Consider the following 24,666-nt stretch of genomic DNA (forward strand, 5'->3'; position numbering starts at 1 on the left):
CCTTTCTTATTTTACAATTGAGCAAAAACTCAAATCATCATCTGCTATTTTGCATAAATTTCCGCTTTTAAACATATTACAAACCACAATCGGCAAATGATTGTCTTTTGCTAAAGCTATCGCCGTATCATCCATAACTTTTATATTATCTTTTAACGCCTCATCATAAGTTAAAGAATTTAGAAGTACCGCTTCTTCGAACTTATTCGGATCTTTATCATATACTCCATTTACTTTTGTAGCTTTTATTATCATATCGGATTCTATTTCAATAGCACGCAAAGTAGCCGCAGTGTCTGTTGTAAAAAAAGGATTTCCGGTGCCTGCAGCAAAAATGACGACCCTGCCCTTTTCAAGATGTCTTTTAGCTCGTCCGATTATAAAAGTTTCACATATCGCTTCCATTTTTATAGCGCTTTGAACGCGCACATCGACATCGTAAAATTCCAAAGCTTCTCGCATAGCAATTGCGTTTATAACAGTTGCAAGCATTCCCATATGATCACCGCTTGTGCGTTTTATTATACCGCCTGCCGCTGCGCTTACACCGCGAATTATATTTCCTCCGCCGATTACTATTCCAACCTCAACACCCATATCTACAAGACTTTTAATTTCATTTGCGATAAATTTTAAAATCGTGCTATCTATTCCAAAACCGCTATCTCCAGCCAAAGCTTCGCCTGAAAATTTTACTAGAATTCGCTTTTTCTTATCCATTTTTTCTCCATTTACAAATTTTAATATTTTATCTAAAAAGTGTTTAAAATTTACTTCAAACTAATGAGCTCAAGCGGATTTATATGATAATTTTTTTGAGTAACTTCAAATGTCAAATCATTTGAAATTTTACCTATCGTATAACCTTTCGAAACTGATGAGCCGACTTTTATAGTTGGAGCGATTTGGCTAAGATGAGCGTAAATCGTATGAATTCCATCTTTGTGAGCGATAATTATAACACGGTCCAACACGGAAGTTTCTTTTGCAAAAACAATTTTTCCAGGAAGAACGCTTTTGACCCTATTGTCACCTGATTTTGAGCCAAGAGTAACTGATTCGTTAAAAATTTTAATATTATAAACAGGATCGCTGTAATTTCCGAATTTTCTCTTTACAACGGGATTTTGAAGTGGAGAAATTGTCTTTGCACCGGTATATTTTTTAACTCTGCTTGATTGATAACTTGAGCCGTATTGTTTTACTTTTTGATTTATTTTTTCCACGCGTGCATCTTTTATTTCGGGCTCCTGCGCTGTTTCTATATTTTGACCTTTTTTAATAGCAAGAGCTTTTTTTCTTTCTTTTTCTTTTTCAAGCTTTGCGATACGCTCTTTTTCAAGTTTTTCGGCTTTTTCTTTTTCCTCTTTATCATCTATGATTTTTAACTCTTCTAATGTCTTTTGCATAGCTTCCTGTTCATTATTAAGCTTTTCAAGTTGTGTTATATAATCATCTTTACTTTTTTTAAGATTATCTATTTTTTTATTTTGTTCGACCTGTTTTTGATTTAATTCATCCTTTTTTTTATTATAATCTTGCATATTTGATTTTATTGATGTGATTTTTTTATCCTGTTCGTTTATGAAATTTTGATTTGTTTCATAATTTTTTGCAAGCGCTGCAAGCTCCTTTGAAGCATTTTTGCCGATTACATCCACAACTTCATTCGTAATAATACTATCAAGCGATTTTTCACTTTGCGTGTTTATCAAATCAAATGCCAGTTCTTTTGATATAAGAGATACTATCTTATCTTCTATATCTTTTTGAAGCCCTATAATAGCTGCATTTTGAGAATTTAACTTATTTAGTTCGGTTTGAGAATCTTTGTATTTTTCCTTTAAATTTGATACGACCGAACTTAACTCATCAATATCATTTTGATACTTTTTTAAGCTTTTTTCTTCCTGTAAAATTTCAGATGCGGTTTTTTTTATTTTTTCGTTTAACTCATCTTTTTGATTTGCATAAACTTGCAAATTCTTATTTGTTTGCATTATTTTTTCTTTTGTGCTTTTTTCTTTCGCGCAGTATGCGAAGTTAAAAATCAGCAAAATAGCAAGCAGAATTCTCATTTACTTTCACTTTCAACTTTTATCATTACAAGAGTTACGGCAATCAAAGAAATAAGTAAAGCCGATCCTAACAGCATTAACGCATCATTCGGCAAATTTATAACCTTATCAAAAGGCACGATTAAAGTAGTCGCGCTCATAAAAATTTCGCTTTGCGGCAAAAAATAATAAAAAGCGATAACAACAAAAGCGGAGATTATGGAATCCATTATAGCCATTCTGTAAAGTTTTTCACTTTTTAAGAAAAACGGTGCGCCGAAAAGTTCCATTATTTCTATTCTTTGGCGATGTTCAAAAATCCAAATACGCATCTGTTTGTAAATAAGCATAAGTCCTAAAAGCACAATTAAAAAGGCAAAGCCGCAAACAAGCCATTTTAAAAGAAGTAAAATTTTAAAAATTTCATCGTGAGTTTTTTGAAAAACCTCTATTTTACTTACTTCGCCGATTTTTTTGAGATTTTCTTCTATCTGTTTCAACTCGTCCGAATTAGGAAAAAATTTCAGCTTGATATTGTAAAATTTAGGCAAATTTGCGCTTAGGGCCTGCATACTCTGATCCGAAAGTTTATCTTTTAATTTTGCTATTACATTATCTGTTTTTATCGGCTCGATACTTGCTATTTGCTGATTTTCATCACTGATTTTAGAAAAATCAATCTCTTTTTTGCTGACAAGAACTATATTGTATTCATTCTGAATTGATTGTCCGTAAATTTTTGTTAAATTTGCAATAAAAATTCCAAACTGCATAGAAAAAAGCAGTGCAATAAGCGAAATAATAACCCCGAAATGCGTTTTAAAAGATTTCATATATTTTCCCTAACCGTGCTGTTTTCAATAATAAAATGTCTGAATTTCATCCTTAAATCACTTGGTTTTTTATGCGTTACAATGACAACGCACGCTTTCCAAGCTTCATTCGCAGAAGCTAAAAGTTTCCAAATAATACTGCTTGATCTCTCGTCCAAATTTCCTGTCGGTTCGTCGCAAATTATAAGCTGAGGATTGTGCGCCAATGCTCTTGCCATAGCAACTCTTTGTTGCTCTCCACCGCTTAATTCAAGCGGATATTTATCGGCTTTTCCCAAAAGCTCGACATGTTTGAGAAGTTTAAGCGCCTGCTCACGACAAATTTTAGGATCAAGTCCCATAATAATAAGTGGAAGCATTATATTTCGCTCAACTGTCCATTCGTTTATCAATTTATAATTTTGAAAAATTATTCCGATTCGTTGTCTTAAAATACGCAGTTGGCGTGAACTGATGCCGTTTAAATCGCATAAACACACATTTAAATCGCCTTCTCTTATATCTATACCGCCATAAAATGATTTAAGAAGTGTGCTTTTGCCGCTTCCGCTTTCGCCGGTTATCACAACAAAATCGTGCGATTTTATACTGAAACTCGCATTTTTAATTACGTTTTGATCTCGCTCATAACCCAAAGTAAGATTATTTGCGACGATGATTTCCATCTCTGGAACTATTTCAGCCATATTTTCAGCCTTTCATTTATTTGTTTGTGAGCTTTAAAATTTTGCTTCGTTTTAAGTGGAAATTTTAAAAAATAACCCGTTTTTTCATTAGAAATTTTAACAAAACAAATTTCAGGTTTATCAAAAGCGCCAAGCGAAATTTTAAGATATACCACATTTTCACTTGTGAAAATTTCCATAAAGTGAGCAAAAAAATCATCACCTTTTATCGTTTCATTTTTAAAATTTTGTGAAATTTTAAGCGGATTAAAATTTTCAAAACAAAAGTCTGAAATTTCATCATTCTGAGCGGAAATTTTATGATTTTGAAAAATTACTTCGTAAATATCTTTATTTTGCTTTTTCCAACGATCCTCATATTTGCTGATTACGGCCAATTCACGGTTTTTATAAGTTTTTATTTCGCCGTTTAATTTTTCAAAAATTTCTTTTGAAAAATCAGCATAATCTTTACTGTCCGTGCGAAGTTCAAAAATTCCGCCTTTTTTAAGTATTCGCTCACATTCATTCGCAAAATCACCGCTTACAACTCTGCGATGCGGTGCATCGTCCCAAGGAACCGGAAAATGAAGAAAAATTTTATTGATGGAATTTGAGTTAATCAAACCAAATAAAATTCTGGCATCCGAATTAAGTACAAAAAGATTTTTTAAATTTCGCTTTACGGCAAGTTTTGCAACTTGTTCAGTGGCAGGCTTATAAACTTCGATTCCGATTGCAAGCGCATTTTTATTATTTTCGGCTTCCAAAAGTAAATGTCTGCCACTTCCAAAACCTATTTCGATTAAAATTTCAATCCCTGATTTATTTGCAAATGAAATTTTTTCTAAAATTTCATTTTCGCCGACAATCGGTGAATGCGCGTCTATAAGTGAGTTTGGATTAAAAGCGAAAGCTTGAGTGATAATATCATTGCAAAAATTATCCCTGAAAACTTCAAGCGCTTTTTGTAAATGTGCTACTTTTGCAGGGCGCGTAGTTTTATCCCCTTTTATTATAAATTTATCACCGCTTTTTTTTATAATTATAAAAAAAATACTCTCAAAACTACGCGTAAGAAGCATTTTTACATTTCTACCGTTTAAAATTTCAATAAATTCAATATCGCCTTTTTTAAACGGCAACGCCATATCGCGCACTTTCAGTGCTATAAAATTAGGCATTATTTTATTTCTATGCTCTTTTTGCCGCTTGGATTTGATTCAATTCCAAACTCATCAATTCCAATTACTTGATAATAATATGTTTTGCCTCTTTCCACGTTTGAATCCATAAAATTTGTGTCGCTTACGTTTTCAAATTTTTTACTTCCTGCAAAACCCAAAAACTCACTTCTTTGTACATAATAACTGATTATTCTGGTATCGTTTGATGACCATGAAATATTTACGGCGCTTCCGTCAAAACTAACCGAGTTTATTATAGGCGCTTCAGGCGCAGCAAGTGTTTTGCCAAGAACCGCTTTGTCGTTATTGCTGCTTTCAAGTCCGGTTTTATCGACAACAGTTATTTTATAATATCTCTTTGCACTGTTTTCATTAATCAGATCTTCATAAGTTGTGTTTGTAGTTTCATTCAACAAAGTAAAGCCTGCAATTTCAAAGCGAGAGCTGTAAATACGATATGTACTGAAATCGTCGTTTATAGTACCGTTCCAATTTAATATAATTTTTTTAGGTTCGTTTTGACTGGCACTAAGTCCGTCTATACCGGCGGGTAAAGCTTTTGTAGTGGCACTTAAAATTTGGCTCGGTCTTGAAAGCATACCATCACTTGTTTTTACAAAAATTCTATATTCATAACTCTCATTACTTCCTACTTCATCGATATATTCGGCGCTAAGTCTTCCTTTTACTTCGGCTCTTTTGCTCCAATTTCCTTTACCGGGAGTGCTTCTTTCTATCACATAAGAAGAAACGCGCAAATCAGGGTGCGGTCTCCAAATAAGTTTAATTCGTTCAGGCAGTCCGTAAATAGCTTGTGCATAAGGTACAGAATCTAAAAGTTTGGCAGTTGTCGCGACTGCAACAGGTCCGCTTTGTGAAATTCCGTTTTTTCCGTATGTTTTTATCATATATTTATAAGTGCTTTCGGGCGCTAATTTATCATCAACATAGTGAGTAGCATATTTATCTTTTATATTCGCCACAAGTTTCATTTCATTTTCATCCATTGTAGAACGATATAAATAAAATCCTGTAACGGCTTCATTTGAAGCATAGCTTGGCCATTCCAATCCAACAGATGTAGTAGCGCTGATGGTTTTGATGTTTTCTACGGTAGGTAAATTTTCATCAAGAACTCCAGGAACACTATTTGAGACACATCCACTGATCGCAATCGTCAAAAGCGCTAATAAGGTTACTCGGTAAAATTTTTTCATAAATTTCATCCTTAAAGTCAGATTTTTCTATTAAATTTTTAAATTCGCTCGGTATTTTCGCACTGATTAAAATTTGTCTGTTTGTGCGCGGATGCGTAAAATAAAGCAAATAAGCGTGCAAAAAAATTCTTTTAATTTTATCAAAATCGCTCTTAAACCCATATAAAAAATCGCCTATAATATGGCGATTGATACTTGATAAATGAACCCTTATCTGGTGCGTTCTGCCGGTAAAAAGTTTGGCTGCTATAAGATTAAAATTAGTTTGATTTTGGCTGAAATTTAAAGGCTTGAAATTTTGCAAAATTGTATCATTTGCAATATTTAAAAATGCGCTTTTGGCACTTCTTGCACCGTTTTCATTTGGAGGCACAACCGCTTTTTTTAAGCGATTTGACGGATTTCTTGCTATAAATCTGTCAACACAGACATTTTCTTTTAATGCCAAATCTAAAAAAGCAAGATAAATCCGCCCCATACTTTTATCTTTAAGTTGAGCGGCAAGTTTAACATGAGCAAAATCGGTTTTAGCCACTAAAATCGCACCGCTTGTCTGTTTGTCAAGACGGTGAACTATACCTGCCCGCTCATCGCCGTTTATACTTGAAAGCATATATTTTTTTTGTTTCAGCCATTCCGCCAAAGTCGGTTCTTTGACGCTTTTGGCAGGATGAACTACAACTCCGCTCGGTTTATTTAAAACAAGCAGATCGTCATCTTCGTATAAAATTTCAATGTCAAAATTTGCATTTTGTTTTAAATTTTCATTTTCCTTTTTTAAAGGAAAATTTATACCGACGATATCATCATTTTTTAGCTTGAATGAAGCTTTATTTTGCACCGAATTATTTACAAAAATATGATTTTCTTCTATCAAATTTAAAATTTTATTGCGTGAAATTTTAAGTATTTTTGTCAAAAAAATATCAAGTCTAATAGATGAACTCAAATTTTTAACCGCGAAATTTTCCAAAATTTTACCTTTTCCTACTATAATTATCAAAAAAAAATGAGGGTTTTTGATTGTTTAACCGAAATATTTTATCACATTTTGATTTTATACAACCTTTTTTAATCATTCCGCTTGTAATTTTATCACATATTCTGATTGCCGAAATGAGCGAAACATTAGCTTTTAAGCAATATATTTATTTTTTTTCCGGATTTTTGGCGTTTTTGATTTTTTTTCTTTTTCCGCTTCGTAAGTTTTTTTGGCTGATACCGATTTTTTACTGGATAAATGTGGCGCTTTTATTCAGCGTTGATATTTTCGGCACAAGCAAACTTGGTGCAAAACGCTGGATTGAAATCCCGTTTGCAAATTTTTCAGTTCAGCCAAGCGAGTTTATGAAACCTGCGTTAATCTTAATGTTAGCTTACATCATAAAAAAAACGCCGCCTCCAAAAGAAGGATATAACACTAAAAATTTCATAAAACTTTCTTTTTTTATATTGCTGCCTTCTGTTTTAATCCTTGGCGAGCCCGATCTTGGCTCCGCTCTTGTTTTGCTTTTCAGCGGATTTGGAATTTTATTTATTATAGGAACAAACAAAAAAATTTGGATAAGCTTAATAGGCGCAACGCTAATTTTATCGCCGATTTTATATTCTAATTTACACGATTACCAAAAAAAGAGAATTACCGAATTTCTAAGCGAAGACAAGGCCTATCAGGTAAAACAATCCATTATAGCAATCGGCAATGGAGGACTTGCAGGAAAAGATGCAAGCGAAGCCACACAGGCGCATTTTAAATTTTTACCCATTGCAACAAGCGATTTTATATTTGCTTATACGGTTGAAAGATTCGGTTTTCTTGGCGGTGTATTTGTTATTTGTATGTATATGTTTTTAATTTTTCATCTTTTAAGCATAAATCATAAAGATGAAAATGATTTTTTCCAAAAAGTTACAGCAAACGGAATTGCGATTTTGATTTTTGTTTATGTCGGTGTAAATATCTCTATGGTTATAGGTTTTGCCCCGGTTGTTGGGATACCGCTTCCTTTTTTCAGTTACGGCGGAAGTAGCTTTATTACATTTATGTCTCTTTTTGGAATTTTACAAAATTTGCTTACTTTTAAATTTAAAAATGCCTACAATAGCGTGCAAATCAGGATTTAAAAAATAAATTATTTAAATTTTACAGCTTTTCTTTTAGACGTTTTACTAAAATTTCAGTAAAATCATCAAAATTCGGAAGTTGTAAAACGGCGTCTCTTTGCTTTTTGCCCCACATACTTTCCGGAAAAAAGCTGTCGTTTTTAAAACGTGCCTGCACATGAAAATGCACCCTCGGAACGTAATTTGCAAAGCTTGCAATATTTATTTTATCGGGATTATAAAATTCTCTCATTGCGCGTTCGCAAATTAAAATCGCATTAAAAAGCCTTTTTTGTGTGCATTCATCACAATCGCTAAGCTCTTTTTTTGCATTATGAGTAAAAATTTTAATCCATGGAATTTCACTGATTTCACGTTCAATAAAAATTAAATCATCGCTATAAATCATAAATAAAACCTTTAATTTTAAAAGTATTCGGCGATTTACACATTCTAGCGCGTATAAAAAGCCGAATACGAAATTTCATAAAAATCTTTATTAACCGTTTTTTTCGGCAAATTCTTTCATAAATTCGACCAAAGTTTTTACATTTTCAAGTGTTACCGCATTGTAAATCGAAGCTCTTATTCCACCTAACATTCTATGTCCTTTAAGTCCGATCATTCCGTTTTTTTCAGCTTCTTTTACAAAAAGTGGTTCAAGCTCGCTTCCGTTTTTTGTGATATTAAAGCTTACATTCATAAGACTTCTGCTTGATTTTTGTGCGTGCCCTTTGTAAAAATCGCTCATTTCATCAATTGCGGAGTATAAAAGCGCCGCTTTTTTTGTATTTCGTTTTAAAATTTCAGATAACCCGCCTTGTTTTATAATCCATTCAAGCATTAAATTCAACATATAAATTCCGAAAGTATTCGGTGTATTACTCATAGAATCAGCTTCAATTTGAGTTTTGTAGCGCAAAATAGTAGGAACGTCGCTTCTTACGCGCTCCGCTAAATCTTTTCTTATTACGACCAAAGTAATACCGGCAGGACCGCCATTTTTTTGAATTCCGCCGTAAAACATACCGATATTTGAAATATCAATAGGACGCGAAAAAAGATCGCTTGAACTATCTACAACAAGCGGACATTTGCATTTCGGCATTTCTTTATATTCTGTTCCATAAATTGTATTATTTGAACAGATATAGCCGTAATCAGCATCATCACTAAAATGAAACTCCGGAATTCTGTCAAATTTCGTCTCTTCGCTACTTGCGATAACTTTGTAATTTATGCCTCTTATTTTTGCTTCTTTTATCGCTTTATTTGTCCAGTTCCCGGTATTTACATATTCGGCAACACCACCATTATAAAGATTCATAGGAACTTGCGAAAATTGAAGCGTAGCTCCGCCTTGCAAAAAAAGCACTGCATATTCATCGCCGAAACCATATAAATCGCGCACTTTTTGCATTGCAGAGTGTAAAACCTCTTCAAAAACCTTACTTCTATGTGAAATTTCGATTATTGAATAACCTTTACCTTGAAAACTCAAAAACTCATCTTGCGCTTTTTTAAGCACTTCAAGCGGAATTCCGCTTGGTCCTGCACTGAAATTTAAAACTCTGTTCATACTTTCTCCTTATAAAATTTTTGCCTGTTTGCTTATTTCTTGTGAGCTGATTTCAAAATTATCGCCACTTTTTAAATCTTTTAATTTTACAATTTTTCCATCTTTACTTATGCTTACCAAATTTTTTGTTATTTCAAAAAATTTTGCTTTGCTTTTTAAAATCTGAGTATTCAAGTTCAATCTGTTTTCAAAATTTGATAAGCGGAATTTAATGAAATTTTCCAACTTTGATTCGCCTTCGCGCAAATCGTTTTCAAATTTTAAAATTTTAGAATCCACTGATTTTGTTTTTAATGATAAATTTGCCACATTCAGAGCATTTTCACATTTTTTAAAGCAGGAATTTATGAAATTTATAAGAAAATTATCAGCTCCGCTTAAATCCTGCAACAAAGTATTTACATCCGGCAATAAATCCATCATCGCAGCCGTTGGCGTCAAACTTCTGTGATCGGCTACAAAATCGCTTATGCTGAAATCAATTTCATGTCCGATGGCTGAAATCACAGGTGTATGTGCTGCAAAAATAGCTCTTGCCAGATTTTCATCGTTAAATCCCCATAAATCTTCTTTACTGCCACCGCCTCTTGCGATTATGATACAATCATAATCTTTTTTATCCGCCGTTTTTAACGCTGAAATCACACTTGAAGCCGTGTTTTCACCTTGCACAAAAACAGAATACGCATCAATTTTTACAAGGGCAAATCTATCTCTTGCAACGCGAAGCATATCCTGATAAGCTGCTGAACTTAGACTTGTAAGAAATGCGATTTTTTGAGGAAATTTCGGCAACGGCTTTTTATACTCTTCGGCAAAAAGTCCCTCATCTGAAAGTTTTTGCTTTAAGGCGCTAAATTTTGCTTCAAGTTCGCCTTCACCGGCCAATTTCATTGAAGCGGCTATAATTTGGTAATTTCCTGTCGGCGAATAAATTGAAACTTTTCCTGTTATAATCACTTTTAAGCCGTCTTTTGGAATAAACTTAACTCTTAAAGCTGTACTTTTAAACATCGCGCAACTAATGCTTGCTTTTTCGTCTTTTAATGTAAAATACCAATGCCCGCTAGTAGGCTGCCTTGTAAATCTTGAAATTTCTCCTACTACTTCAATGCTTGGAAAATGACTTTCCAAAAGGCTCTTTGCCTGTTCATTCAATTCGCTTACAGTCATTTTGCGCCGTTTCCGAAATAATTTTTAAAAAATTCGTCGCTATTTTTTGCGCTGTTTTTAATAAAATTTTTCAAATCTCTTTTACCTTTTTTGCAACAAAAAGCGTGCTTACATCAAAACTGAATCCTTGCACGATTTCAGGCTCAAATCCTGCACATCGCAGTTCTTCCACAAAACTTTTTTTATCCAAAAAATTGCCGATTGAATTTGGCAGATATTCGTAAGCTGCTCTGTTTTTTGAAATAAAAGCGCCGATTTTAGGCAAAATTTTAGAAATATAAAAATCGCGCACGTTATCTACAAATCCGCTATTTTGGCGTTTTGTAAATTCCAAAATAACTACATATCCGCCATTTTTTATAACTCTATTAAATTCTTTTAAAGCTTTTGCGCGCTTGACAACATTTCTAATTCCGTAACTTATACTTAAAATATCGACAAAATCGTTATTTAAAGTTGTATTATCAGCTTTTGCAACAATAAATTCCAAATCCGGAAATCTTTTTTTAGCCACATCAAGCATTCCGACACTTGGATCAATTCCAAGAAGCTTTTCAATTTTCACATCGAATTTCGGTGCAAATTCTTGCCAAACACCGATCATATCGCCTGTTCCGCAAGCTACATCTGCAATTTTTATGCTTTTCAAGCGAAACTTTTCAAGCATAATTTTGACAGCTTTTTTGCGCCACGAAGTATCTATTCCAAAGCTTATAAAGCGATTTGCTTTATCATAAGTAGGGGCAATTTCATTAAACATTTCAACAATTTGCTCTTGTTTTTCCACTATTTTCCTTTATTAAAATCATGTAAAATTTCAAGTAAATTGTGTGAAATTTTACAGAATTTATCTTTTTTATCTAAAATTTTATATTTGCTTTTTAAAATTTTCTCCGTCATCTTTTCATACTCTTTATCTAAATTTTCGCCGCTGTTTTGGTAAATTTTAACCATTTCGCGCCATTTTGAGAAATTTTTAAATTTTATAAAATTTTTGCCAAGTTTGGCTGAAATTTCGGTAAATTTTTTAAGATTCAAAGTAAAAGCAAAGACTTCACTGATTACAAAAATTTTATAAAATTCGTCGCAAAGCTCGATAAAATAAGTATTTTGACTATTTTCATTTAAACTTTCAAAATTCGGTAAAATCTTAGAAATTTCATTTAAAAGTATGCGTAAAACGAAATTTTTAAGATTTTTTTCATAACTTTTTTGCGCGAAAAAATGTTCTTCATCATTTAAAATAAACTCGAAATTCGTGCGATTAAAATTATTTATAAGTTCCAAAATTTTATCTTTTTGGCTCAAAAGTCCAAGTTTATCTTGCAAAAATTCGTTTTGCGTAAAATTTGCAAAAACGTCAATCTCACTTATCTCATTTAATTTTTTCAACGTAATTTTTAAATCTTTGCTTAAACTTTCATAAAGATTTTTTTCTATTAAATCATCACAAAGCTCAAAAAGAGCGCAAAATTTTCTAAAATTTTCAAGAAAAATATTTAAATTTTTAAAATCAAATTTAATAAAAAAGCGGTTTAAAATAATTAAAAAAGCGTCGTAAGTATTTAAAGCGGCCGGACAGCAAATCTCCAAATTTGGTAATTTCTTATAAATTTCAAGCGCGAATTTTGCATTAAAACCGTCTGTATCAATTCCGTAAAAAATAAGATTAAGCTCATTTATATTTTTATTCAACGTAGCTAAATTTTTAAATTCGGCGCCGTAAAATTCCAAAACATCTCCGCTTTTGAATTCGTATCTTGTTTTTTTTATTTTAAAAGGAGATTTTTTCCCAAAACTTTTAAATGTTTGTTCATCGCAGACAGTGCGACTTTCATCTATATATAAGAAAAATTCGTTATCTGTTTTTTGGACAAAATTTTTAGAATCAAAAGATGTAAAAATTTTAGAAATTTCGCGTTTTTTAAACTCGCCAAAACGTAACAAAACTTCTAAAATATCAATATTAAAACTCACAAATTGCATAAAATTTCTCCAAAAAATCAGCAAATTTTAGCAAATTTGCACTTAAACTATCTACAGAGCTCGCAATCTTCAGTAGTCGCTACGACATTAAACCGCTTTGTGATATTGCCGATTTTACGATCAAAGGCTTCCTGAAATTTATCCAAAAGTTTGCCGTCAAAATCTACATCGCGTACTGCGCCGCATTTTTCGCATACGATATGCATATGATGATGTTCGAAAATATCAAATTTTACCTTTTGATTTGGAGCATTTACCTCAACTACAATTCCTTTATCGATAAGTACACTTATATTTTTATAAACTGTAGCAAGTGAAACGGTAGAATAATTTTTTCTAATTTGTTCATAAAGCTCATCCATCGTAGGATGCTTATGATTCGCCAAAATTTTTAAGATACAAATTCGTTGTGGAGTGGCTTTTAAACCGCAATCTTTAATCATAGAAACATAATCCATTTTTTGCCTTTTAAAAAAATTCAGTTTTTATAATAACATAACTAGATTTAAATTTTTATTATACTCACTAATATTTTTTATCATTTAGTATCTTTTTTGCTAAACTATCGATATCCAAGCCTAAAAAATACTCTACATCGGGCGTTTTGCCGTGCGGTAAAAATTTATCGTCATATTCAAAAGTATTAATTTCAACATCATAAATTTTATTTTCTTGTAAAAATGCGCTTAAAATGTCGCCTATACCGCCTTTTTTTACGCTATCGCTGAAAATATACCAAATTTTATCTTTCTTAGCCAGATTAATTAAAAATTCTTTATCCAGCGGCTTTGCAAAAACAAGGTCAATCAAATCGGTCTCAAAATCAAGTTTAATGCTTACTTCATAAGCCCTGCCGACACCATTTCCATATCCTATAAGAGCAGTTTTTGCGTTTTTATTCTCTCGCAGTAAAACTGATTTTCCTCTAGAAATTTTCGGTGCGTCTTTAAATTGTTCATGCAAAATAAAACTTCCTCTAGGATAACGAATCGCTAAAAGCCCCTCGTGAACGTAAGAATACTCGATCATATCCTTAAAGCTTTGTTCATCTCTTGGCGCGCACATACTGACGTTTGGAATAGCATTTAAAAAACTTATATCAAAACAGCCTTCATGCGTTTCGCCGTCTTCACCTACAATCCCGGCTCTATCCATAGCAATTACAGCGCTTAGATTCATAATCGCCAAATCATGAATCACCTGATCGTAAGCGCGCTGCATAAATGTGGAATAAATCGTAATATACGGCTTAAAACCCTCTTTTGCCATCGCTGCCATTGAAGTTACCGCATGTTGCTCCGCTATCGCCACATCCCAAAAACGTTCCGGAAATGCTTCGATTAATTTATCCATACCGGTTCCTGTCGGCATTGCAGCCGTTACGCCGACTACATTTTTATGTTTTGCGGCCAAATTTAAAAGTGCTTCACTATAAATTTGCGTAGCTGAACGTTTGGCATGCTTTTTAGGCTCGCCGCTTTGTAAATCGAAAGGTCCTACACCATGCCAATGTTCATCAAATCCCTCGGCTTTTTCATAACCTTTGCCTTTTATGGTTTGAGTATGCACAATAACGGGCTTTTTCATAGATTTTGCAACTTTAAAAGCGGAAATCAAATCAGCCAAATCGTGTCCGTTAACAGGGCCTATATATTCAAGCCCGAGCTCTTCAAAAAGCATCCCAGGAGTTATAAGCCTGAATCCTTCTTCAAAACGCTTTGCCATGTAAGCGGCACCGTCAGGAATATATGAAAGAAGCTGATTTACCCTGCCCTTAAATTTTTGGTAAAACTCACCAGCCATCATTTGAGATAAATATTTGCTGATAGCGCCTATCGGTCTGCTAATCGACATCTCATTATCATTTAAAATAATTATGCAAGGATATTTTCTCTCTCCAAGCTCATTCATCGCTTCATAAGCCATTCCGGCACTCATAGCACCATCACCTATAAGAGCTACAGGAATGCGGTTTTCGCCTTTTAGTTTTATGGCTTTGGCAGCACCTACGGCAAGCGAAATGGAAGTAGAACTGTGCCCTGCTACAAAATAATCGAATTTACTCTCTTTAGGTTTTGTATAACCGCTTATTCCGCCAAGTTGGCGAAGCGAAGAAAACTCATCCCAACGTCCTGTTAAAAGCTTGTGAGCATAACTTTGATGGCTGACATCGAAAATAAACGGATCACTATCAGGATCGAAAACGTAATGCATAGCGACTATTAATTCAACTGCTCCCATATTTGAACTGAGATGTCCGCCGTTTTGACTTACAACTTCTAAAATTCGCTCTCTTATTTGCTTACATAGCTCATTTAATTCAGTTAAATTTTTGTTTTTTATATCCAAAATTTTATCCTAAAAGCTTTCTTAGCTCATCAAAAATTCGTTTATTTTGTTTTGGAAGACCGACTGTAATTCTAATCGCATTTAAGCCGTATCCTTTCAGATCTCTTACAATAAGACCTTTTTCAAGTAATTTTTGTGAAATTTCGCTTGACTTCTTACTTTCATCAAGTATAAAAGTTATGAAATTCGTATAGCTTTTGATAAATTTTATTCCGGTTGCGTTTGCAAATTTTTCATATTTTTTCATCTCTTTGAAATTATTTTTTATTGTTTTTTCAATAAATTTTTTATCCTGTAAAGCAGCTACTGCTGCAGCTAAACTTAAATTTGCAACATTAAACGGAGGACGAAGTTTATATAAAGCTGAAATTATTTTTTCATCAGCCACACCATACCCAACGCGAAGTCCGCCAAGTCCGTAAACTTTTGAAAAAGTGCCAAGATAAATCGCATTTTTTAATTTCACAATTTCCGCAGGTTCGATATGTTTGTGTTTATCTTTAAAACTTGCAAACTCGTTATAAGCCGCATCGATCACAACAAGAGTGTCATCATCTATACTTTTTATAAATTTAATCACATCTTTGGCATCAAGACATTCTCCAAGCGGATTGTTCGGTACGCACAGGAAAATTACCGAAATTTCATCCTTATGTGATTCGTAAAGCTCTTTTATCTCTTTTAAATCGTGAAATTTTGAAGCAGTGCTGAAATGTTTTGCTTTTGCATGTTTTGCATAAATTCCATACATTGAAAATGTTGTGCCGGCCGTTAAAATTCCATTGTTTTCATTACATTTTGCATGGATTAAAAACTCTATTATCTGATCACTTCCGGCACCTATTATTACATTTTTTTCGCTGACACCGTATTTGTCTGCAAGTGCACCTTTTAACTCAAACATGGAATCATCAGGGTAAAGATTTGCATGTTTTGCCATTTTATAAATTGCTTTTACAGCTTTTTTACCAGTTCCGAGCGGATTTTCATTGCTTGCCAGTTTTATTACATCGTCTTCTTTGACGCCATATTCGCGCACTACAAGTTCGACGGGCTTACCGGCTTCATAATTTTGTAAATTTTCTACGTAATCATTAAATTTCATATCTCTTCTCCTTTTATATAACTTCCAAGCCATGAAATTTCGTGGCCGACACTACTTGCAAGTTCTAAAACTCTTTTTACATTTTCATCGTCAATATGCCCGTCAAAATCAATGTAAAAAACGGTTCTGAACTCTTTCATTTTAGCGGGACGATTGATTAATTTAGTTAAGTTTATATTTTCATTTCTAAACATTTGCAAAAGCTCAACCAAAGCGCCCGGACGATGATCCGTTTTTGCCAAAATACTGGTTTTATCATTGTCGCTTTTTGCATTTTTAAAATCACTCAATATAAAAAATCTCGTGCGATTTGCAGCATTATCTTCGATTCTGTCAAACATTATAGGCACTTTGTAAAGATCGGCGGCTATTTTAGAGCAAATCGCGGCCGAATTAGGAGTACCGCTTGCCATTTGAGCGGCAAGCGCAGTTGATTTTGTCGCTACAAATTCAACCTCGCTTAAAGCATGATCATCTAAAAATTTAAGACATTGAGAATATCCCTGCGGATGTGAAAAAATCTTTTTAATCTGCGTTATATAATCACAACAGCTAACAAAAGAGTGATGTATATCAAGATAAATTTCTGCTACTATTTTTACTTTTTCATATTTTCGTAAGCAATCAAGCGTAACTCCTACGGCGCCTTCAGTGTTATTTTCTATAGGAACGACGCCGAATTTAGCTTCACCGTTTGTTATTTCTTTAAAAACGGCTTCTATATTTGCTAGCGGTAAATATGAGCTGATGGCGCCGAAACGTGCTTTTGCAGCTTGATGAGAATACGTTCCGTAAGGTCCTAAAAATGCAACATTTTGAGGTTTTTCCAAATTTCTGGAAATTGAGAAAATTTCAAAAAAAATCGCTTCAATCGCTTTTTTATTTAAATTTTTAGGTTTTAACGAATCAAGGCGACTGATAATCGAGCTTTCTCTTTCGGGACGATAGATCGCACCGCCTTTTGAAAGTTTAAGCTCACCGATTTTTTTTACGATTTCTAAACGACGATCAAGAGTTTTTACAAGTTCATCGTCAATTTCATCTATCAAATTTCTTAAATCATTTATATTTTGCACTTAAAACCTCCAAAAATTCTCCGACATATTTGTAAATTTCATCCAAAATTTCAGGCTTTACACCGGAATTTTGCACGCTTGAAACTTTTCCGCTTAAAACTAAAGCCGTTTGCATACCAAGATTTTTAGCACCCGACAAATCGCCTCTTGCATCGTCACTAATTATTTTTATATCTTTAAAATTTAATGAATTATCTTGCTTTTTTATCAAATTCAAAGCTGTTTGAAAAAATTTTACGCTTGGTTTACCGACTGCTTTATATTCGGTTCCCGTTGCATTTTTTATCATTGAAGCAATAGCTCCTACTCCAGGAAAAAGTCTACCGTGTTTTTTATAAACGCTTGTTTCGTGCATAGGAATAAATTTTGCGCCGTCATTTATAAGCTCAATCATTGAAGCAAAATCGCTGAACTTGAAATCATCAAAACTGGCAACCATAACAGCTTTCGCATTTTTTAAATTTTGAGTATATCCAAGTTTTTGCATCGTGTTTATAAACTCATCGGCACCAAACATCGCAACTTCGCAAGGCTTTATAATATCATCCAAAACACAAAACGGATCCAAATAAGCACCGTCTTTGACAGCAAGCCCTTTTTGTCTCAAACTTGCCAAAAATTCGGCACTTGTGTGTTTTGTATTGTTTGTAATCACAATATATGGTAAATTTTTTTTATTTAAAAACTCAATTAGTTTGCATGCTCCATTTACAGGGCTTTTATCGGCATCACTTAAAAGTGTGCCTTGAACATCTATAAAAAAACTCATATAAACTCCCTTTCCAAAGCTATCAAATACTCAAAGCTCTCACGCCTTCTAATTAACCTGTCTGTGCCGTTTTCAAGCGCTACTTCAGCGCAACGAAGTCGTGAATTATAATTGCTTGACATACTAAATCCATAAGCTCCCGCGCTTTTTACCAAAAGTAAATCGCCGTTTTTAAGCTCCGGCAAATCTACGTTTTTAGCTAAAAAATCGCTGCTTTCACAAATCGGTCCGACTACATCGGCTTTTGAAATTTCATTTAAATTTTGAACAGAATTTTCATTCGAAATTTCGCCGTTTTGTTTTGAAACGACTGAAATTCCATGATGAGCGTTATATAAACTTGGACGAATCAGATCATTCATCGCACCGTCAACAATCACAAAACGTTTTTTTGAATTAAGCTTTTGATATAAAACTTTAGTTAGAAAAACACCGGCATTTGCGGTTAAAAAACGCCCAGGTTCACATATTACAGTAACGTCTTGCCCTTTTAGAGCGCCCAAAATTCCTTGTGCGTAATCATAAAGCGAAATCTCATTTTCATTTTCATAGATTACTCCGATTCCTCCGCCTACATCAAAAAATTTAATATCGATTTCAAGCGCTTTTAATTCGCTCATAATATTACTCACAATATTTGCCGCCTCAATTATAGGAGCAAGTTCTGTAAGCTGTGAACCGATATGAAAATGTATGCCATAAGGCTGCAACCACTCGCTTTTTTTAGCGTATAGATACATCTTTTTAGCTTCTGAAATTTCTACACCGAATTTATTTTCATTCAAACCTGTTGATATGTAAGGATGAGTTTTCGCATCTACATTAGGATTCACACGAATACTGATTCTTGCCTGTTTTTTAAGCTCTTTTGCAATATTTTCAAGGCGAAGCATTTCAGCCGGACTTTCCAAATTTATCATCAAAATATTATTTTGTAAAGCTTCTTTGAGTTCTTCGTCTTTTTTTCCGACACCTGAAAATATAATTTTATAAGCGTTTGCTCCAGCCAAAAGCGCACGGCGCACTTCACCGATACTTACGCAATCAAAACCGCTACCAAGATTCGCTAAAAATTTTAAAACACTAAGATTTGAGTTTGCCTTTACAGCGAAGCAAACAAGCGACTTTCTTGCGCTAAACGCATTTTTTAACGCCAAATAGCGCGATTTTATATAATCAAAATCGTAAATATAAAGCGGTGTGCCGTATTTTGTGGCTAGAATTTTATAATCCATAAAAGACCTTTTTTAAACAAAAAATTCTTTAAATTTTACCAAAAAAAGCTAATTGTTAGTTTAAATTTCATTTTGCAGAATTTTACTTGATAATATTAAATTTTATATAAAAAAGTTATTTATATAAAAATTTTTATATCGTTTGCTTTAATAAATTTATCTATGTTTTAAAAATAAATAACACGCATAACAAAACATCACAAAAATCGGTAATATAATGCCGATTTCAGGAATAATTACACCGTTTAACGAAAAACGGACAAGCACAAAAAGTATTCCCCAGACACAAAGCGTGATAATAAAAAATGCAAAACTTAAAAGTGCAAGATTAAAAAACCTGCTGATTACAGGCAAATAATAATAAAGTATCAAAACCATAAACGGCGCAAAGAGCGGAAAAAAAATCATTACAAAAAGATTTGCTTTAAGAGTTTGCACATTTATGCCCTGATTTTTGAATGTTTTTATCGATTTAATCGCTTCATAAATTGTATAGGTTTGAGAGCTGTCATAAACGTTTTTTATTGTGTTCGGATCGAAATTATTGAGTTTTTGCGCATTTTTTTCAAATTTATATGTTAAACCTTGCTCACCAAGACGCAAATTTTGCGGCAAAAATGTAGTATTTACATCACTGAAAAGCCATTTTTTATCGTTATATACGCCTTTTTTGCTAATTGCTTTGCTGATTAAATTTGTGCCGTTCGTCTCTAGAAAAATCACATCTTTTGCTGTTTTTTCTTTAGGATTTAATTTACTCATATATATGAAATTTCCATCATATTTCAATAGTAAATCATCGGCATTTTCATTTAAACTTGCAAAATTTGTAATATTTTTTTGAAATTTTACAGCTTTTACAAAAATCGTATTATTAAGAGAAATATATCCGAACGTAATAAATAAAGCAATTAAAAAAGGCGGAATGATAAGCGAATTTTTTGGCACGCCAAGTGCGAAAAAACTTATAAACTCATTGTTTCTTATCATATTGAATTTCGCAATAATAAGAGCAAAAACAAGACTTAAAGGAAGTGTATAAGTAATAGCCGCAACTGCCGTAATAGCTATGTAAAGAAGTCCCAGATTAGCACTTTGCGGAAAATCTTTAAGATTTGTAAGAACATCAATTCCTACATAAAAAAATTCCAAAGCCACGAACAGAATAACAAAATATTTAAAATATGTCCAACCGATATATTTTTGAAAAATTTTCATTTTTTTTCGCTTGAACATGAAATTTGTGAAATTTTGACATTTTTGATTAAATTTTTTAATGCCGAATTTTGTGAATTTAAATTTTCATCATCTGAATTTTTAGATAAAATTTCACTTTTAAGACCTTTGCGCGAAAATTTTTGAGATGTTAAGTTTATATCGTTTTTTATTAAAAATTCAACCGCTTTTTTAGCTGTGCTTAAAATTTCAACCAATTTCTTATCTTCGTCATTGTTAAACTTAGAAAGTACAATATTTGCGGCATTTCCTTGACCGCGACCGATTCCTATTCGAACTCTTTCGTAGTCATTGCCGATTAAATTGTCAATTGATTTTATGCCATTGTGTCCGCCGCTGCTACCGCCTCTTTTAAATCTAAGAGCGCCGAAATTAAGATCCAAATCATCGTGTATTACAATAATTCGCTCAGGTTTATAAAAATCATTAACGGCTTTTACGGAATTTCCGCTTAAATTCATAAAAGTTTGAGGTTTTAGAAGTAGAATTTCGCCTTTTTTAAAAAGCTCACCTTGAAATTTTGAGCTTTTAAGCGATGAAAAATCACTGCTTAAAAGCTCATCAATCAGCATAAATCCTATATTATGCTTAGTATTTTTATACTCATTTCCGGGATTTCCAAGCCCTACAATAAGTATCATTTTAGCCCTTATTGAGCTGTCGAAACTCCGACAACTGCAACAGAATTGTTTTCAACAATACTTACATTATCAGGCAGTTTGATATCTCGCACCAATAAGCTGTCATTTACATCAAGATCGCTTACATCAAGAACAAATTCATTTGGAAGATCTTTACCTGCGCATTTTACTGTCAATCTTCGTTTTGATTGAACCAAAATGCCTTTATTACGTAAACCTTTCGCAACTCCTACAATTTTAACAGGAACAAGATAATGCGAAATTTCATTATCTAAAACAATGCGTAAATCAACATGTTTCAAAGCATTTGTAACAGGATGTTTTTGATAATCTTGAACTACTACTTTGTAGGTTTTATCAGCAATTTTTACCTCAAAAGGAAGTGTTGTTTTTGCTTTTACGACTTTGATAAAATCATTGACTTTAAATGCCGCATTTATATTTTTAAATCCTTTCGCGTAAATATTTGCGATTAGATAACCATCTCTTCTAAGAGCTTTTGAGCTCTTTCTACCGATACTCTCTCTAACGATACCTTCTAACATCGTAGTCCTTTCATAAAAAAAATGAGGTGCGATTTTAGCACAATATTTATAAATTCCAGGTAAATTTATATCTCTTTTAGTTTAACAACTTCGCTTTCCAAACCTGCATTTATATCTTTGCCGGCTGCTAAATGAGCTTGCTGCTTTTTCTCCAAATCGGCATTTTTAATCATCAAATCAAGGTCATTTCGTTTTGATGATTTTTCAAGCGCTTCTTCTTTTGTAATTGTGCCGGCTTTGTAAAGTTCAAGCAAGTGTTGATCAAAAGTCTGCATTCCGTATGTGTTTTTGCCATCTGCAATGGCATCTGTAATTTCGCCGTCTCTGCCCTCTAAAATCATATCTTTAATACGAGTGTTTTTGCGCAAAATTTCAACTACCGCCACCCTTTTTCCATCTACAGTTTTTGCAAGACGTTGAGATATTACGGCTTCCAAAACAGCTGCCAGCGTCATTTTTATACGTTCCTGCTCACTTGGCTCGAACATTCCTATTATACGACCGATTGTTTCTTTGGCATCAACAGTATGAAGCGTACTAAATACCAAGTGACCTGTTTCAGCCGCATTCAATGCAGTTTCAATAGTAACAAGATCACGCATCTCACCTACGAAAATAATATCCGGGTCTTCACGAAGTGCCGCGCGAAGTGAATCGGCGAACGTATTACAATCTTCTCCCAATGCTCTTTGGTTTATAATACATTTATCATCTTTAAACACAAACTCTACCGGGTCTTCAATAGTAACTATATGGCTTGTTCGTTGATGATTTATCCTATTTATCATACTTGCAATCGTTGTTGTTTTTCCGCTTCCTGTAGGTCCTGTAAGCAAAATAATTCCACGTGTTGTTTCGTCACAAATTTTACCTAGAGTTTTAGGAAGTTTAAGCTCTTCAATTGTTGGAATTTTAACGGGAATTGTCCTGAAAACAGCCGAAATTCCATCTATTTGAAAGAAAATATTTACACGAAATCTATAATCGCTATTTAAAGAGTAAGTAAAGTCTATACTTTTATTTTCTACAAGTTCTTTAAATCTCGTAAGCAAGAGCTCTTTTGCAAGTTGAATACCATCAGCTGCAGTAAATATTTGTGTGCTGAATTTTACAAGCTCACCGTTTATCCTACCTCTAATAACGGAATTTGATTTGATGTGCAAATCGCTGCCGCCATGTTTTACAAGATAATCCAAATATTGATTTAATCTTGCTTTTTGCCTAAAATCAAGACTTTTTACATCAACTTCGTAATTTCCATCCAATCCTTGCATTTCTAATCCTTTTTTAAAGCTGCTAAAATTTCGTCAAACGCATTTATAAATTGCACAAGTCCGTCATCAAGCAACTTTTTATAAATTTTTTCAATGTCAATTTCATGTTCTTTCATTTTACCGAAAAATTCATCTATTTTTTCAGTTGAAAGCGGTTTTTTAACTTCATGCTCCGTTTTTATAAACTCTTTTATAGTTTCAAGCGGAGCCGTATTTATACTGTTTTTAAACAGAAGTTCGCTTACATAATAATCTTTCGGTAAATTATCGCCTTTTACGCCTGTGCTTGCAAAAAGCGGTTTTACAAAATAAAGTCTCGCATCTTTTATCAGATTGTAACATTTCATAGCGTTGTAAATTCCAACTTTTGCCGTAGGAAGTCCGACTTCAGCCATTTTTGAATCAAGCGCTCTATCAAAACGGCTTACAAATATGCTAATTACAGCTTTTGGAAAATTAGCTTTTGGAAAATTTTTCTCAAAAAGAGATGCGCCTTCCTTAAAAGCTTTTAAACAATTTTTTGTTTGTTCCGGCGAAAAAATAAGAGTAGCATTTATATTTACGCCCTTTGACATTAAGTTTTTCATAGCTTCAAAACCAGGTTTTGTAGCAGGAACTTTTATCATCACGTTTGGCATTCCGATTCCGCTATATAGTCGTTTACCCTCTTTATAAGTATCTCCTGATTTATTTGCAAAATTAGGATCTACTTCAATACTTACAAATCCGTCGTCATTATTCACATAATTTTTCAAAAGCCCTTGAGCGGCAAGTCTGATATCCGCCGTAGCCAAATTTTCGTAAAGCTCTTTTGGTGTTTTCGCTTTTGAACTTTTTTTGCTTTCATCGTATGCGTCGGAACTTAAAATAGCGTTTTTAAAAATGCTCGGATTTGAAGTTACGCCGTTTATTGTACCATTTTCTATCAAAGTCAAAAACTCACCGCTTAAAAAATCTCTTTCCAAAAAGTCGCACCAAAGGCTGAAATTTACACTTTTATCATACATATTTCGCTATCTCCATTAAATTTTTAGTTTCAACGCAAAAATCGGCTTCGCGCTTTAAAATTTCATTCGCGCAAAAGGCTATCTTAAGTCCCGCTTCTTTAAACATCGAAACATCATTTGCGCCGTCTCCTACGCACAAAACTTCGCTACTTTCAAGCTTTAAAAGATTTTTCAGTTCTTTTAAAATTTTGCCTTTTGAGTAACCAAACATCATCTCTCCGCCAACTAAACCCGTCAAAACTCCGTCCTTTTCATGTAAAATATTCGCAAAACTGGCATCAAATTTTAAAATTTTTTGTGCGTAATCTGTAGCTACGTGAAATCCGCCAGAAAACACAACAACTTTTATGCCTTTTGTTTTAAGATAGGAAATAATTTCCTTTGCGCCATTTACATACGGCAAATTTTGCGCTATTTTCGTTATTGTTTCACTTTTTACGCCTTTTAAAAACGCAACTCTTTTACTTAAACTCTCAAAAAAATCAAGTTCTCCCGCCATCGCACGGGCTGTAATTTCGGCGACTTCTTTATCTTTTCCGACAGCACGGGCGAAATTTGTAATAGTTTCGCCGTCCATCAGTGTAGAATCGAAGTCAAATATACAAAGCTTTATCATTTTTTTCCTTTTT

General features: G+C 33.4%; 24 protein-coding genes and 1 pseudogene. 1 reads left to right on the forward strand and 24 read right to left on the reverse strand.

Annotation, left to right across the window (positions count from 1 at the left end; genetic code table 11):
- Positions 1-6: 6 nt before the first annotated feature.
- Genes pyrH through CHAB381_RS06030 form a run of 7 tightly spaced genes read right to left on the reverse strand, consistent with a single transcriptional unit; the run spans position 7 to position 6,932 of the window.
- Positions 7-720: a UMP kinase gene (gene pyrH, locus CHAB381_RS06000; protein ID WP_012109135.1), complete on the reverse strand. Its 714-nt coding sequence runs from the start codon at positions 718-720 to the stop codon at positions 7-9.
- A gap of 50 nt (positions 721-770) precedes the next feature.
- A complete protein-coding gene (locus CHAB381_RS06005; RefSeq protein ID WP_012109136.1) occupies positions 771-2,078 on the reverse strand; it encodes a murein hydrolase activator EnvC family protein in 1,308 nt (435 codons plus the stop codon).
- Positions 2,075-2,890, reverse strand: coding sequence for an FtsX-like permease family protein (locus CHAB381_RS06010; RefSeq protein ID WP_012109137.1), 816 nt, complete (start codon positions 2,888-2,890; stop codon positions 2,075-2,077). Before CHAB381_RS06010 ends, CHAB381_RS06005 begins: the two co-directional genes overlap by 4 nt.
- Positions 2,887-3,576 carry a cell division ATP-binding protein FtsE gene (locus tag CHAB381_RS06015; RefSeq protein ID WP_012109138.1) on the reverse strand — a complete coding sequence of 230 codons (690 nt, stop codon included), beginning with the start codon at positions 3,574-3,576 and terminating at the stop codon, positions 2,887-2,889. Before CHAB381_RS06015 ends, CHAB381_RS06010 begins: the two co-directional genes overlap by 4 nt.
- Complete coding sequence (gene trmB / locus CHAB381_RS06020; protein WP_012109139.1) at positions 3,564-4,739, reverse strand: tRNA (guanosine(46)-N7)-methyltransferase TrmB; 1,176 nt, start codon at positions 4,737-4,739, stop codon at positions 3,564-3,566. Before trmB ends, CHAB381_RS06015 begins: the two co-directional genes overlap by 13 nt.
- Complete coding sequence (locus CHAB381_RS06025; protein ID WP_041570507.1) at positions 4,739-5,959, reverse strand: fibronectin type III domain-containing protein; 1,221 nt, start codon at positions 5,957-5,959, stop codon at positions 4,739-4,741. Before CHAB381_RS06025 ends, trmB begins: the two co-directional genes overlap by 1 nt.
- A complete protein-coding gene (locus tag CHAB381_RS06030) occupies positions 5,889-6,932 on the reverse strand; it encodes an RluA family pseudouridine synthase (RefSeq protein WP_232215073.1) in 1,044 nt (347 codons plus the stop codon). Before CHAB381_RS06030 ends, CHAB381_RS06025 begins: the two co-directional genes overlap by 71 nt.
- Before the next feature lie 50 nt (positions 6,933-6,982).
- Between CHAB381_RS06030 and CHAB381_RS06035 the strand changes: the two genes are divergently transcribed.
- Positions 6,983-8,083, forward strand: coding sequence for an FtsW/RodA/SpoVE family cell cycle protein (locus tag CHAB381_RS06035; protein ID WP_012109142.1), 1,101 nt, complete (start codon positions 6,983-6,985; stop codon positions 8,081-8,083).
- A gap of 19 nt (positions 8,084-8,102) precedes the next feature.
- Here CHAB381_RS06035 and CHAB381_RS06040 read toward each other — a convergent pair whose 3' ends face one another.
- From CHAB381_RS06040 to serB, 17 genes and pseudogenes are all read right to left on the reverse strand, one after another.
- On the reverse strand, positions 8,103-8,471 hold the full coding sequence (locus tag CHAB381_RS06040) for an HIT family protein (protein WP_012109143.1): 369 nt from the start codon (positions 8,469-8,471) through the stop codon (positions 8,103-8,105).
- Positions 8,472-8,561: 90 nt separating this feature from the next.
- A complete protein-coding gene (serC, locus tag CHAB381_RS06045; protein WP_012109144.1) occupies positions 8,562-9,641 on the reverse strand; it encodes a phosphoserine transaminase in 1,080 nt (359 codons plus the stop codon).
- A gap of 9 nt (positions 9,642-9,650) precedes the next feature.
- Positions 9,651-10,814 carry an exodeoxyribonuclease VII large subunit gene (gene xseA, locus CHAB381_RS06050; RefSeq protein WP_012109145.1) on the reverse strand — a complete coding sequence of 388 codons (1,164 nt, stop codon included), beginning with the start codon at positions 10,812-10,814 and terminating at the stop codon, positions 9,651-9,653.
- A gap of 70 nt (positions 10,815-10,884) precedes the next feature.
- Positions 10,885-11,601, reverse strand: a complete 717-nt coding sequence (gene ubiE / locus CHAB381_RS06055) for a bifunctional demethylmenaquinone methyltransferase/2-methoxy-6-polyprenyl-1,4-benzoquinol methylase UbiE (RefSeq protein ID WP_012109146.1) — start codon at positions 11,599-11,601, stop codon at positions 10,885-10,887.
- On the reverse strand, positions 11,601-12,800 hold the full coding sequence (locus CHAB381_RS06060; RefSeq protein WP_012109147.1) for a hypothetical protein: 1,200 nt from the start codon (positions 12,798-12,800) through the stop codon (positions 11,601-11,603). Before CHAB381_RS06060 ends, ubiE begins: the two co-directional genes overlap by 1 nt.
- Positions 12,801-12,847: 47 nt before the next feature.
- Positions 12,848-13,258: a Fur family transcriptional regulator gene (locus CHAB381_RS06065; RefSeq protein ID WP_012109148.1), complete on the reverse strand. Its 411-nt coding sequence runs from the start codon at positions 13,256-13,258 to the stop codon at positions 12,848-12,850.
- Between the two features lie 67 nt (positions 13,259-13,325).
- On the reverse strand, positions 13,326-15,149 hold the full coding sequence (gene dxs / locus CHAB381_RS06070; RefSeq protein WP_012109149.1) for a 1-deoxy-D-xylulose-5-phosphate synthase: 1,824 nt from the start codon (positions 15,147-15,149) through the stop codon (positions 13,326-13,328).
- 4 nt (positions 15,150-15,153) lie between these two features.
- Positions 15,154-16,254, reverse strand: coding sequence for a histidinol-phosphate transaminase (gene hisC, locus CHAB381_RS06075; protein ID WP_012109150.1), 1,101 nt, complete (start codon positions 16,252-16,254; stop codon positions 15,154-15,156).
- Positions 16,251-17,330, reverse strand: coding sequence for a prephenate dehydratase (gene pheA / locus CHAB381_RS06080; protein ID WP_012109151.1), 1,080 nt, complete (start codon positions 17,328-17,330; stop codon positions 16,251-16,253). The genes hisC and pheA overlap by 4 nt, the downstream gene beginning before the upstream one ends.
- Positions 17,314-18,099 carry an HAD-IIA family hydrolase gene (locus tag CHAB381_RS06085; protein WP_012109152.1) on the reverse strand — a complete coding sequence of 262 codons (786 nt, stop codon included), beginning with the start codon at positions 18,097-18,099 and terminating at the stop codon, positions 17,314-17,316. Before CHAB381_RS06085 ends, pheA begins: the two co-directional genes overlap by 17 nt.
- Positions 18,096-19,334: a diaminopimelate decarboxylase gene (lysA, locus tag CHAB381_RS06090; RefSeq protein WP_012109153.1), complete on the reverse strand. Its 1,239-nt coding sequence runs from the start codon at positions 19,332-19,334 to the stop codon at positions 18,096-18,098. The genes CHAB381_RS06085 and lysA overlap by 4 nt, the downstream gene beginning before the upstream one ends.
- Before the next feature lie 156 nt (positions 19,335-19,490).
- Positions 19,491-20,552 carry an LptF/LptG family permease gene (locus CHAB381_RS06095; protein WP_012109154.1) on the reverse strand — a complete coding sequence of 354 codons (1,062 nt, stop codon included), beginning with the start codon at positions 20,550-20,552 and terminating at the stop codon, positions 19,491-19,493.
- Positions 20,553-20,677: 125 nt separating this feature from the next.
- Positions 20,678-21,211 (reverse strand): annotated as a pseudogene (gene pth / locus CHAB381_RS06100) (aminoacyl-tRNA hydrolase); the annotation flags it as partial.
- Positions 21,212-21,219: 8 nt separating this feature from the next.
- Positions 21,220-21,756 (reverse strand): 50S ribosomal protein L25/general stress protein Ctc, encoded by a 537-nt coding sequence (locus CHAB381_RS06105; RefSeq protein ID WP_012109156.1) that lies wholly within the window; start codon positions 21,754-21,756, stop codon positions 21,220-21,222.
- Positions 21,757-21,821: 65 nt separating this feature from the next.
- The gene (locus CHAB381_RS06110) at positions 21,822-23,030 is read right to left on the reverse strand and encodes a type IV pilus twitching motility protein PilT (protein ID WP_012109157.1); all 1,209 of its coding nucleotides are present in this window, start codon (positions 23,028-23,030) and stop codon (positions 21,822-21,824) included.
- A 2-nt stretch (positions 23,031-23,032) separates the two neighbouring features.
- Positions 23,033-24,037, reverse strand: a complete 1,005-nt coding sequence (locus CHAB381_RS06115) for a transaldolase (RefSeq protein ID WP_012109158.1) — start codon at positions 24,035-24,037, stop codon at positions 23,033-23,035.
- On the reverse strand, positions 24,030-24,653 hold the full coding sequence (serB, locus tag CHAB381_RS06120) for a phosphoserine phosphatase SerB (protein ID WP_012109159.1): 624 nt from the start codon (positions 24,651-24,653) through the stop codon (positions 24,030-24,032). The genes CHAB381_RS06115 and serB overlap by 8 nt, the downstream gene beginning before the upstream one ends.
- Positions 24,654-24,666: the final 13 nt, after the last annotated feature.

The sequence above is a fragment of the Campylobacter hominis ATCC BAA-381 genome (assembly GCF_000017585.1).
Taxonomy (GTDB): domain Bacteria; phylum Campylobacterota; class Campylobacteria; order Campylobacterales; family Campylobacteraceae; genus Campylobacter_B; species Campylobacter_B hominis.

What these genes read in the sequence shown, in the direction of transcription:
- pyrH (WP_012109135.1), bottom strand. Translation starts at nt 720, where the DNA reads ATGGATAAGAAAAAGCGAATTCTAGTAAAATTTTCAGGCGAAGCTTTG.
- CHAB381_RS06005 (WP_012109136.1), bottom strand. Translation starts at nt 2,078, where the DNA reads ATGAGAATTCTGCTTGCTATTTTGCTGATTTTTAACTTCGCATACTGC.
- CHAB381_RS06010 (WP_012109137.1), bottom strand. Translation starts at nt 2,890, where the DNA reads ATGAAATCTTTTAAAACGCATTTCGGGGTTATTATTTCGCTTATTGCA.
- CHAB381_RS06015 (WP_012109138.1), bottom strand. Translation starts at nt 3,576, where the DNA reads ATGGCTGAAATAGTTCCAGAGATGGAAATCATCGTCGCAAATAATCTT.
- trmB (WP_012109139.1), bottom strand. Translation starts at nt 4,739, where the DNA reads ATGCCTAATTTTATAGCACTGAAAGTGCGCGATATGGCGTTGCCGTTT.
- CHAB381_RS06025 (WP_041570507.1), bottom strand. Translation starts at nt 5,959, where the DNA reads ATGAAAAAATTTTACCGAGTAACCTTATTAGCGCTTTTGACGATTGCG.
- CHAB381_RS06040 (WP_012109143.1), bottom strand. Translation starts at nt 8,471, where the DNA reads ATGATTTATAGCGATGATTTAATTTTTATTGAACGTGAAATCAGTGAA.
- serC (WP_012109144.1), bottom strand. Translation starts at nt 9,641, where the DNA reads ATGAACAGAGTTTTAAATTTCAGTGCAGGACCAAGCGGAATTCCGCTT.
- xseA (WP_012109145.1), bottom strand. Translation starts at nt 10,814, where the DNA reads ATGACTGTAAGCGAATTGAATGAACAGGCAAAGAGCCTTTTGGAAAGT.
- CHAB381_RS06060 (WP_012109147.1), bottom strand. Translation starts at nt 12,800, where the DNA reads ATGCAATTTGTGAGTTTTAATATTGATATTTTAGAAGTTTTGTTACGT.
- CHAB381_RS06065 (WP_012109148.1), bottom strand. Translation starts at nt 13,258, where the DNA reads ATGGATTATGTTTCTATGATTAAAGATTGCGGTTTAAAAGCCACTCCA.
- hisC (WP_012109150.1), bottom strand. Translation starts at nt 16,254, where the DNA reads ATGAAATTTAATGATTACGTAGAAAATTTACAAAATTATGAAGCCGGT.
- CHAB381_RS06085 (WP_012109152.1), bottom strand. Translation starts at nt 18,099, where the DNA reads ATGAGTTTTTTTATAGATGTTCAAGGCACACTTTTAAGTGATGCCGAT.
- lysA (WP_012109153.1), bottom strand. Translation starts at nt 19,334, where the DNA reads ATGGATTATAAAATTCTAGCCACAAAATACGGCACACCGCTTTATATT.
- CHAB381_RS06095 (WP_012109154.1), bottom strand. Translation starts at nt 20,552, where the DNA reads ATGAAAATTTTTCAAAAATATATCGGTTGGACATATTTTAAATATTTT.
- CHAB381_RS06105 (WP_012109156.1), bottom strand. Translation starts at nt 21,756, where the DNA reads ATGTTAGAAGGTATCGTTAGAGAGAGTATCGGTAGAAAGAGCTCAAAA.
- CHAB381_RS06110 (WP_012109157.1), bottom strand. Translation starts at nt 23,030, where the DNA reads ATGCAAGGATTGGATGGAAATTACGAAGTTGATGTAAAAAGTCTTGAT.
- CHAB381_RS06115 (WP_012109158.1), bottom strand. Translation starts at nt 24,037, where the DNA reads ATGTATGATAAAAGTGTAAATTTCAGCCTTTGGTGCGACTTTTTGGAA.
- serB (WP_012109159.1), bottom strand. Translation starts at nt 24,653, where the DNA reads ATGATAAAGCTTTGTATATTTGACTTCGATTCTACACTGATGGACGGC.